This window comes from Natronococcus sp., from assembly GCF_047921035.1.
Lineage (GTDB): Archaea > Halobacteriota > Halobacteria > Halobacteriales > Natrialbaceae > Natronococcus.
This window is the reverse complement of record NZ_JBLRWX010000119.1, coordinates 1-8587: the sequence shown is the minus strand read 5'-3', so window position 1 is coordinate 8587 and position 8587 is coordinate 1. Positions and strand designations below refer to the sequence as shown.

Annotated in this window: 10 protein-coding genes and 1 pseudogene; 5 read left to right on the top strand and 6 right to left on the bottom strand. The window is 67.4% G+C overall.

Annotated elements, in window-relative coordinates; translation table 11 throughout:
- Positions 1–215: acylphosphatase (locus ACNA7R_RS17695; RefSeq protein ID WP_416284847.1), on the top strand; the 215-nt coding region annotated here is incomplete at its 5' end.
- On the opposite strand, the gene ACNA7R_RS17690 is transcribed toward ACNA7R_RS17695, so the two are convergent.
- A complete protein-coding gene (locus ACNA7R_RS17690) occupies positions 209–730 on the bottom strand; it encodes a hypothetical protein (RefSeq protein ID WP_416284846.1) in 522 nt (173 codons plus the stop codon). The two genes, ACNA7R_RS17695 and ACNA7R_RS17690, sit on opposite strands and share 7 nt — an antisense overlap.
- Before the next feature lie 75 nt (positions 731–805).
- Between ACNA7R_RS17690 and ACNA7R_RS17685 the strand changes: the two genes are divergently transcribed.
- Both ACNA7R_RS17685 and moaC read left to right on the top strand, forming a co-directional pair.
- Positions 806–2233: an NAD(P)H-hydrate dehydratase gene (locus tag ACNA7R_RS17685; protein WP_416284848.1), complete on the top strand. Its 1428-nt coding sequence runs from the start codon at positions 806–808 to the stop codon at positions 2231–2233.
- Positions 2226–2765 (top strand): cyclic pyranopterin monophosphate synthase MoaC, encoded by a 540-nt coding sequence (gene moaC, locus ACNA7R_RS17680; protein WP_416284845.1) that lies wholly within the window; start codon positions 2226–2228, stop codon positions 2763–2765. Before ACNA7R_RS17685 ends, moaC begins: the two co-directional genes overlap by 8 nt.
- A gap of 230 nt (positions 2766–2995) precedes the next feature.
- Here moaC and ACNA7R_RS17675 read toward each other — a convergent pair whose 3' ends face one another.
- The 5 genes from ACNA7R_RS17675 to ACNA7R_RS17655 form a co-directional block, all read right to left on the bottom strand.
- Complete coding sequence (locus ACNA7R_RS17675) at positions 2996–3739, bottom strand: beta-ketoacyl-ACP reductase (protein WP_416284844.1); 744 nt, start codon at positions 3737–3739, stop codon at positions 2996–2998.
- Positions 3740–3878: 139 nt separating this feature from the next.
- Positions 3879–5264 carry a class III poly(R)-hydroxyalkanoic acid synthase subunit PhaC gene (gene phaC / locus ACNA7R_RS17670; protein ID WP_416284843.1) on the bottom strand — a complete coding sequence of 462 codons (1386 nt, stop codon included), beginning with the start codon at positions 5262–5264 and terminating at the stop codon, positions 3879–3881.
- The gene (locus ACNA7R_RS17665; protein WP_005555874.1) at positions 5261–5806 is read right to left on the bottom strand and encodes a poly(R)-hydroxyalkanoic acid synthase subunit PhaE; all 546 of its coding nucleotides are present in this window, start codon (positions 5804–5806) and stop codon (positions 5261–5263) included. Before ACNA7R_RS17665 ends, phaC begins: the two co-directional genes overlap by 4 nt.
- A gap of 42 nt (positions 5807–5848) precedes the next feature.
- Positions 5849–6334, bottom strand: a complete 486-nt coding sequence (locus ACNA7R_RS17660; RefSeq protein WP_416284842.1) for a hypothetical protein — start codon at positions 6332–6334, stop codon at positions 5849–5851.
- Positions 6331–6651 carry an AbrB/MazE/SpoVT family DNA-binding domain-containing protein gene (locus ACNA7R_RS17655; protein WP_005555868.1) on the bottom strand — a complete coding sequence of 107 codons (321 nt, stop codon included), beginning with the start codon at positions 6649–6651 and terminating at the stop codon, positions 6331–6333. Before ACNA7R_RS17655 ends, ACNA7R_RS17660 begins: the two co-directional genes overlap by 4 nt.
- A 232-nt stretch (positions 6652–6883) precedes the next feature.
- Here ACNA7R_RS17655 and ACNA7R_RS17650 point away from each other — a divergent pair, with 232 nt between their 5' ends.
- Together ACNA7R_RS17650 and ACNA7R_RS17645 are read left to right on the top strand one after the other, a co-directional pair.
- Positions 6884–7513 (top strand): MaoC family dehydratase, encoded by a 630-nt coding sequence (locus ACNA7R_RS17650; RefSeq protein WP_416284841.1) that lies wholly within the window; start codon positions 6884–6886, stop codon positions 7511–7513.
- 219 nt (positions 7514–7732) lie between these two features.
- Positions 7733–8587, top strand: a pseudogene (locus ACNA7R_RS17645) (phosphomannomutase); the annotation flags it as partial.

Here is an 8587-nt window from a genome sequence, read left to right as displayed (position 1 = left end):
CGACCACCCGCGACACGGCCCGCGAGGAGGGCGTCGACGGCTGGGTCAAAAACCTCGAGGACGGCCGCGTCGAGGCGGCGTTCGAGGGCCCGGAGAGCGCGGTCGAGTCGATGCTCGAGTTCTGTCACGAGGGCAGTCCCGCGGCCGACGTCGAGGACGTCGAGGTCGAGTACGAGGACCCGCAGGGCGAGGACGGGTTCGAAATCCGCTACTGAGTGTCTCCCTCGAGCCGCGCGCCGAGTTCGTCGAGGTGTTCGGCGAGCCACGGCGGCTCCTCGGTGTGGGCCCAGGTGGCCCACTCGGCCTTCTCGCCCGCGTAGTACGCCCGGTAGGCGCCGACGGGGTCGTCGGGCCGTTTGTACTCGTCGGGCATCGCCTGCGGGCGCGGCGTCGGCTCCTCGGCGGGAAACTCGATTTCGTCGGGGTCGATTCGCTCGACGACCTGCCAGCTGGCGTGGTCGCCGTCCTTCTCGTAGCGCTCGACGAACTCCGCGTTGAGCGCCTCGGCGTGCTCGCGCAGGGCCAGCCAGTTCGCCCGCGACTCGGTCGCCCACTCCGTGACGGGGTGGCTGGTGTGGGTCGGGGCGTAGAGGAAGTCGTCGTCCCGACCGTTCTCGCGGGCCGCGGTACACAGCACCTGCGCGGCCTCGAGCAACAGCTTGTTGACGTGCTCGTCGCAGTGGTACCGGGCCGCGAGCCGGGGGTCCTCGTCGAGCCAGAAGACGTTCACGACCGGGGTTGGGACGCGACCCGATTGAGCGTTTCGTCCGCAATCTTCAACGGCGGTCCCCTCGAATCGGGGATCATGATCACGGGCGAACGGATGGCCGCCGTCGACGAGAACGCCGCAGCGCTGGGCGTCTCGCAGAAGCAGCTGATGGAGTCGAGCGGGAACGCGGTCGCGAGAGCGGTCCGCGAGGTCGCCGAGCCGGGCTCGAGCGTCGCCGTCGTCGCCGGACGCGGGAACAACGGTGGGGACGCGTTCGTCGCGGCCCGCTTTCTCGAGAGTTTCGACGTGACGACGCTCCTGCTCGGACCGGCCGAAAGTATCGGCACCGAGATCGCCCGCGAGAGCTGGGACGCTCTGCAGAACGCGGGTTACGACACCCGAGAGATCGAGGACTCGAGCGGGTTCGACCTCCCCGACTGCGACGTCGTCGTCGACGCGATGCTCGGGACGGGAATCAGCGGCGACCTCCGCGAGCCCGCCGCGACCGCAGCCGAAGCGATCAACGCGGCCGACGCGACCGTCGTCGCCGTCGACGTCCCCTCGGGGTTCGACGCGAACGAGGGCGAGGTCGCCGACAACGCCGTCGAGGCGGATCGGGTCGTCACCTTCCACGACGCGAAACCCGGTCTCGCCGAGCTCGACTGTGAGCTCGCGGTCGCCGACATCGGCATCCCCGCCGCGGCCGAGCGGGACGTCGGTCCCGGGGATATCTCGCTGGCCCGACCCGACGGTCGCGAGGGGCGACCCTACGTCATCGGCGGCGGCCCCTACACCGGCGCGCCGGCGCTGGCCGCACAGGCCGCGCTGCGAGCCGGCGCGGAGCTTTCCTTCGTCGCCGCGCCCGAGTCGGTCGCCGGCGAGATCCAGGGCTACGCCGAGGACCTCATCGTCCAGCCCTACGAGAACGAGGTCCTCACGCCCGACGTCGCCGAGGACCTCCTCGAGACCGCCGAGGAGTACGACAACGTCGTCGTCATCGGCCCCGGCCTGGGCACCGACGACGAGACGCTCGAGGCGACCCGGGAGTTCCTCTCGTCGTACTCGGGTCGGGCGGTCGTCGACGCCGACGCCCTCGAGGTCGTCCCGGAGATCGAGACCGACGCGACGCTGGTCTGTACGCCGAATCGCGGCGAACTCGCGCGGATGGGCGGTCCCGACACCGACGACCTTGCCGCGGTCGCCGACGAAATCGAGGAGTTCGCCGCGGAACTGGGCCACCTCGTCCTCGCGAAGGGCGAAAACGACGTGATCACCGACGGCGAGCGAACGCGAATCAGCCGGTCGGGCACGGTCGGCATGAAGGTCGGCGGCACCGGCGACACGCTCGCGGGAATCGTCGCCGCGCTGCTCGAGGGCGCCGAGCCGATGGACGCCGCTGCGGCGGGCGCCCACGTCAACGGGCTCGCGGGCGAACGCCTCGCCGAGCGCCACGAACACGGCTTCCTGGCCTCGGAACTGCTCGCGGAACTTCCCCCGACGCTGTGGGGTGGTCACGATGAGTGACGATCCGGCCCCCGCCGAGGGAACGAACCCGGATCCGCGCAGCGGCGACGATTCCGGCGCCGAGGAACTCACGCACACCACCGACGAGGGCGAGGTCCAGATGGTCGACGTCGGCGACAAACCCGACAGCGAGCGCCGGGCGGTCGCCGCGGGCGAGATCCGCCTGCAGCCCTCGACGGTCGAGGCGATCCGTGACGACGAGATCGGCAAGGGCGACGTGCTCGCGACGGCCCGGATCGGCGCCGTCCAGGCCGTCAAACACACCTGGGAGACGATCCCGATGTGCCACCAGATCCCGATTACGAACGTCGACACCGCGTTCGAACTCGTCGAGGACCGGGTCGAGTGCGAGGTCGCCGTCGAGACCACCGGGAAAACGGGCTGCGAGATGGAGGCCCTCGAGGGGGTCACGACCGGACTCAACGTCGTCTGGGACATGGTCAAGGCCGTCGAGAAAAACGACGAGGGGCAGTATCCCGACACCGGAATCGAGAACGTCCGGGTCCTCGAGAAGGAAAAGCGAACAGACTGAACGGATCCGATCGACCGACGCTGCGGTGGCTCGGTCAGTTCGTCTACTCCGTGACGCACTCCACGTAGCGGCTGTTTCCGGAGCCGCTTCGCACACCGGGGTCCGGTCGCTCGTCGACTCTCTCGAGGGTGATCGAATACGCAAACGCAAACGGAATCGCAAACGCAAACGATGGTAGAGCGCGGGGGGACGATGCGCCGAACTGCACTCAAAAAGGGTCGAGCCGGTAGCTACAGGTCCATTCCGCCGTTGACGTCGATCACTTCGCCCGTGATGTACGACGACTCCCTGCTCGCGAGGAAGCGAACGACGGCGGCGATATCCTCGACCTCCGCCAGTCGCTCGAGGGGGATCCCCGCGATGATCCGTTCGAGGACCTGGTCGGGAACGCTCTCGACCATGTCGGTCCGGGTGAACCCGGGCGCGACGCAGTTGGCCGTCGACCCGCCCTGGGCGAACTCCAGGGCGATCGTCCGGGTAAAGCCGAACATGCCGCTTTTCGCGGTCGCGTAGTTGGCCTGTCCGAAGTTCCCCTGCTTGCCGACGACGCTCGAGATGTTGATGAGCCGTCCCTCGTCGGCGTTCCAGATGTCGTCGTAGAACGTCTGGGTGCAGTTGAACATCCCGCCGAGGTTGACGTCCATCACCCGGTCCCACTCCGCGCGGGACATCTCGGTGAACTGCTTGTCGGCGGTGATGCCGGCGTTGTTCACCAGGACGTCGGCCGGACCGAACGCCTCGTGGCAGACCTCGCGCATGTGCTCGACGTCCTCGGGGACCGAGACGTCGGCCTGGGCCGTGATCGCCTGCCCGCCGGCGTCCTCGATGGCCTCGACGGCCTCGTGGGCGGCCCCCTCCGACGACCGGTAGTTGATGACGACGTTCGCTCCCTCCTCGCCGAGGTGTTCCGCGATTCCACGCCCGATTCCTCGTGCCGAGCCCGTGATGACACAGGTACGTCCCTCCATGGACATCGTTAGTGTACACTGCACCACCGATTGTTATATAACGACCTGTTGGGTTTCGAATCCTGTTGCGGCGAATAAAAGACGACAGTGTCCGACTCGGGGCCGGGAGGGCAGCGACGCGGTTGCGTCGGAACGTCAGCGGGCGTTACTGCTCGCCAGCCTGGTCGATCCAGTCCTCGAGGCGAGCGACGGCGATGTTGGTCTCCTCGGCGAGCTCCTCGGTGTCGGCGTCGGCGAGCTCCTCGAAGGAGCTGATGCCGACCGCGGCGAGGTCGTTCGCGTAGGACTGGCCGACGCCGTCGATCTCGGTGAGATCGTCGACCTCGGTCTCCTCGAGGGCCTCCTCGGAGAACTCGTCGAGGCCGGTCTCGTCGCCCTCGACGTCGCCCGCGAGGGCCGCGTCGGGCTCGTCGGGCTCGGGCGTCTCCGGCTCGGCGTCGGTCTCGACGCTCGAGCGGGCCTCGAACCAGTCACAGACGTCGGGCCAGAGCTCGGCGTGGCTCCGGGAGGAGACGGACATGCCGATGTGGCCGGTCGCGAACTCCATGACCTCGGTGTCGTCGGAGCCGACGGCCTCGTTGAACGGCTTCGAGGCACCCGGCGGGATGAGGTGGTCGTACTCGGCGACGATCTGGAGCAGCGGCATGTCGATGCTCGAGACGTCGATCTTCTTTCCGTCGAGCTCGAGTTCGTTCGCGACGAGCTTGTTCTCCTGGTAGATGTCGCGGATGAACTCCTCGTAGGCCTTGCCGGCAACGTCGATCCCCTCGTCGAGCCAGCGCTCCATCCGGCCGAAGTTCTCGACGAAGTCCTCGTCCTCCATGTTGTCGTAGAAGCGGACGTACTTCGTCACGTTGTTCGCGACGGGATCCATCAGCGCAAAGCCGACGTCCAGGAACTCCGCGGGGACGTTGTCGAACGTCTCGGTGACCCTCTCGGGGTCGTAGTAGTCGTCGGCGCCCCACAGCTCGAGGACGCCGCCGTCACCCGCAAAGCAGAGGCCGGCGGCCATCAGGGCGAGGTTCTCGACCTTGTCGGGGTGGAGCGCGGCGTACATGGCCGACATCGTCCCGCCCATGCAGTAGCCCAGGATGTTGATCGCGTCCTGGCCCGAGCGCTCGCGGACCTCGTCGACGCAGTTGTCGATGTAGCGGTTGACGTAGTCGTCGAGGCCGAGCTGGCGGTCGAGCTTCGAGGGCTCGCCCCAGTCGATCAGGTAGACGTCGAAGCCGGCCTCGAGCAGCGTCTGGACGACCGATCGGTCGGGCTGGAGATCGAGGATGTAGGGCTTGTTGATCAGCGCGTAGACGATGAGGATCGGAATGTCGTGTTGCTCCTCGGTCTTGGGCTCGTAGTGGAGCAGCCGGAGCTTGTTCTCCTCGTAGACGACCTTGCTCGGGGTCTGACCGACCTCGACGTTCTCGAGGGTCTCCGTTCGGTCGGGCGCGACCTGGCTCTTCTCGGCGAGGCCGGCGGCGCCCTCCCAGGCCTGGCGTTGCATCTCCAGGGCGGTCGCGTACGGGTTCTTCATTGCTCCTCTAGGTGCTCGAGAACGCGGTCGAGTTTCTCCTCGACGGCGTGCTGGCGGCGCTCGAGCTCGACGAGTCGGTCGCCGACCTCGACGACGTCGCTCTCGGTCGGGAAGCCCAGCGAGTGCAGCGTCTCCTCGGCGGCCTCGTCGGCCTCCTGCTGGAGTTCGAGCACGTCACCGACGGTCTCGCCGGTCATCTTCGCGAAGGCGGTCGTCGACATGACCTCCTTGAACGCCTCGTTTGCCGTGTTGAGCCAGACGTCGCGGAACTCCTCGAGTTCGACGTCCTCGCCCTCGAGCTGGTCGTTCGCTCGCTCGACCATCTGCTGGGAGGCGTTCATCCAGGCCTCGTAGGCGCGGGCGTAGCCCTCGACGCCCTCGGAGAGCTCGGCGTCGTCGCTCATCTCGCCGACGGTCTCGGCCCAGCTCTCGACGAATTGAGCCTGGGCTTCGACGTTGTTCTCGAAGGCCTCGAGGAACTGCTCGTTCCACTGTTCGGCGAACGCGTTCCAGTTCTGTGCCTGTGGTGGTGTGTCTGTCATTGTAGGGGAAAATTGGATCGTATGGACAAAAGGCTATGGTCGTTACGCCGAAACGTCGAACTCCTCGGCGACGGAGTCGACGTTCTCGGTGACCGCGGAGACGTTCTCCTCGGCCTGCTCGTGGGCCTCGAGCACGGCGTCGAAGCTCGTGTCGACGACCTCGGCGTAGCTGGCGGAGAACTCGTCGTAGGCGGCCTCGGACTCGTGGAGGGCCTCGGCGACGGCGGCGATCGACTCCTGCTGGGCGTCGGTCATCGCGTCGACGTTCTCCTCGAACTGCGAGCGGAACTCCTCGAGGTCGACGCCGTCCTCGGGCATCGACGCCTCGACGGCGTCGAAGTACGCCGCGACGGCGCCCTTGGTGAACTCGGCGTTGGTCTCGACGGCCGAGCTCGAGGACTCGACGGCGTCGACGAAGGCGCCGAAGGAGGTCTTCTGGGCCTCGAGGGCGTCGTGGGTGAGCTGCTGGCTCTGTTCGATTGCGGTGCGCTGTGCGGTAAACATGGCGGTGAGTGGGTTCTGTGTCATTGGTCTGTCTCGCGGTTTCGCTTGACGGGAACGACGATCGTCTGGACGATATCTCCCTCTTCGATGTCGAGGGCTTCCCGTTCGGGTTCGGGAATACTGATCCGACCGCCGCTCTGGACCCGCGCCTTGAACGTCGCCGTGCCCATGTTCATCGGCCCGAAGCTCGAGGCGTTCTCGAGCGGGTTCGCGGAGCTCGCCTCCATCAGCTGCTTCAGCATCTCCTGCTGGGATTCGGCGACCTGTTCGCCCGCGTTCTGCATCTGCTCGGCGAACATCGTCGGCGGGAACCAGGGCGATCGGTCGGAGTCGTCCGTCATCAACACAGTCAACGCGCTCCGAACTAATAAGGGTTTCCGATCTCTACCACTGAGTGCCATTGAGTGGTTTAGAGTGCATCCCAGAGGTTGCTACCGCCCCGAAGTGCGGTTTTCGCCTCGGACCGGAGTCGAGGCGGTCGAAAGCGCCGGTTACCACGCCGTCGCCGGCACGGATAACCGCACATTGTGCAGCCAAAGAGGTATAACGGCCTCGTCCCTATATCGGGAGTAGATGTCCCACCAGAACGCCGGCGACACCGGGTTTGGTGCCCTGGCCAACGCCTGGTCCACCGCGACCCGATCCGTCCTCCGGAGTGCGACCGCGGCCAACCGCGCCGCCGTCGCCGCGATGGATTCGACTCAGACGGAATCGAACGGCAACCACACCGACGCCTCGATCCCCTCCCTCGAGTACGCCGACGCCGACTGGAGCTTCGAGCGAACCGTCGAGGATCCGACCGCGCTCGGCCCGGGCGATCGGGTCACCTTCGAGAAGGAACTCTCCGACGAGGACGTGCGCGCGTTCGCCGAGATCAGCGGCGACACGAACCGCCTCCACCTCGACGACGAGTTCGCCGCCGACACCCGATTCGGCGAGCGCATCGTCCACGGCACCCTCGTTTCGGGCCTGATCAGCGCCGCGCTGGCCCGGCTTCCCGGGCTGACGATCTACCTCTCCCAGGACCTCGAGTTCGCCGGCCCCGTCGGCATCGGCGATCGGGTCTCCGCCCGCGTCGAGATCGTCGAGGACCTCGGCAACAACCAGTACCGCCTCGAGACGGTCGTCCGCGACGAGGACGACGACGAGACGGTCGTCGACGGCGAGGCGGTCGTCCTCATCGACGAGATGCCCGACGCCTGATACGGTTTACTGTAAGTCAGTACCGGCGCAACCGCGACCCGTACGGTGGTTGCGCCGGTAAATCGTTACAGCAATCCGTATGAGACAGTCGGCTGTTTTGCCGGCGGACTCACGATTCCCCACCGGGTGTGTCGGAACTACCGCCAGAAGCCGCCCGTTCGAGTTCTCGCTTCGCTCGAGGACAGACAGTATAAGTAGTTCCTCGCGGAACGGGCCACCATGACACTGTTCGGGACCGCAGGGATCCGTGGGCCAGTCGAGACCGTCTCACCATCGCTCGCGCTCTCGGTCGGCCAGGCCGCGGGCGAGCCCGGAACGACGTTCGTCGTGGGTCGTGACGGACGGGAGACGGGGCCGGCGCTGGCCGCGGCGATGGAGGCCGGCCTCGAGAGCGCCGGTGCCGACGTCCGTCGGGTCGGTCGCCTGCCGACGCCGGCGCTCGCGTTCGCCTCTCGAGGGCGGCGCGGCGTGATGCTCACGGCGAGTCACAACCCGCCGACCGACAACGGCATCAAACTGTTCGTCGACGGCGTCGAGTACGACAGCGACGCGGAGGCGTTGATCGACGAGCAGGTCGGCGCCGACGATCCCGGGCTGGCTTCCTGGGAGGAGTGGGGGCGATCGGAACGAGCCGACGTCCTCGGACGCTACCGCGACGCCGTCGCCGACTACGTTCGCACCCGGTTCGACGACGAGTCGCCGCTCGCGGGACTGTCGATCGCCGTCGACTGCGGAAACGGCGTCGGCGCGCTGGCGACGCCGCAGGTGCTGGACGCGCTGGGCGCCGACGTCGTCGGCGTCAACGCGAACGTCGACGGCCATTTCTCCGGGCGGGAGAGCAAACCGACCCCCGAGACGCTGACGGAGTTCAGCGACTTCCTCGCCGAAGGGTCGTTCGACCTCGGGCTGGCCCACGACGGCGACGCGGATCGGCTCGTCGTCCTCGAGCCCGACGGGGAGGTCGTCCACGAGGACACCGTCCTCGCGCTCGCCGCGGCCCACTACACCGACGCCAGCGAGGTCGACGACCCGGTCGTCGTAGGCGAGCGCGCCGTCGTCGACGAGCGCGTGCAG

Bases quoted from the DNA above. Each gene is read 5' to 3' on its own strand.
- ACNA7R_RS17665 (WP_005555874.1), bottom strand. From the start codon at position 5,806: ATGACAGACACACCACCACAGGCACAGAACTGGAACGCGTTCGCCGAA.
- ACNA7R_RS17650 (WP_416284841.1), top strand. From the start codon at position 6,884: ATGTCCCACCAGAACGCCGGCGACACCGGGTTTGGTGCCCTGGCCAAC.
- ACNA7R_RS17660 (WP_416284842.1), bottom strand. From the start codon at position 6,334: ATGACACAGAACCCACTCACCGCCATGTTTACCGCACAGCGCACCGCA.
- ACNA7R_RS17685 (WP_416284848.1), top strand. From the start codon at position 806: ATGATCACGGGCGAACGGATGGCCGCCGTCGACGAGAACGCCGCAGCG.
- ACNA7R_RS17655 (WP_005555868.1), bottom strand. From the start codon at position 6,651: ATGACGGACGACTCCGACCGATCGCCCTGGTTCCCGCCGACGATGTTC.
- ACNA7R_RS17675 (WP_416284844.1), bottom strand. From the start codon at position 3,739: ATGTCCATGGAGGGACGTACCTGTGTCATCACGGGCTCGGCACGAGGA.
- phaC (WP_416284843.1), bottom strand. From the start codon at position 5,264: ATGAAGAACCCGTACGCGACCGCCCTGGAGATGCAACGCCAGGCCTGG.
- moaC (WP_416284845.1), top strand. From the start codon at position 2,226: ATGAGTGACGATCCGGCCCCCGCCGAGGGAACGAACCCGGATCCGCGC.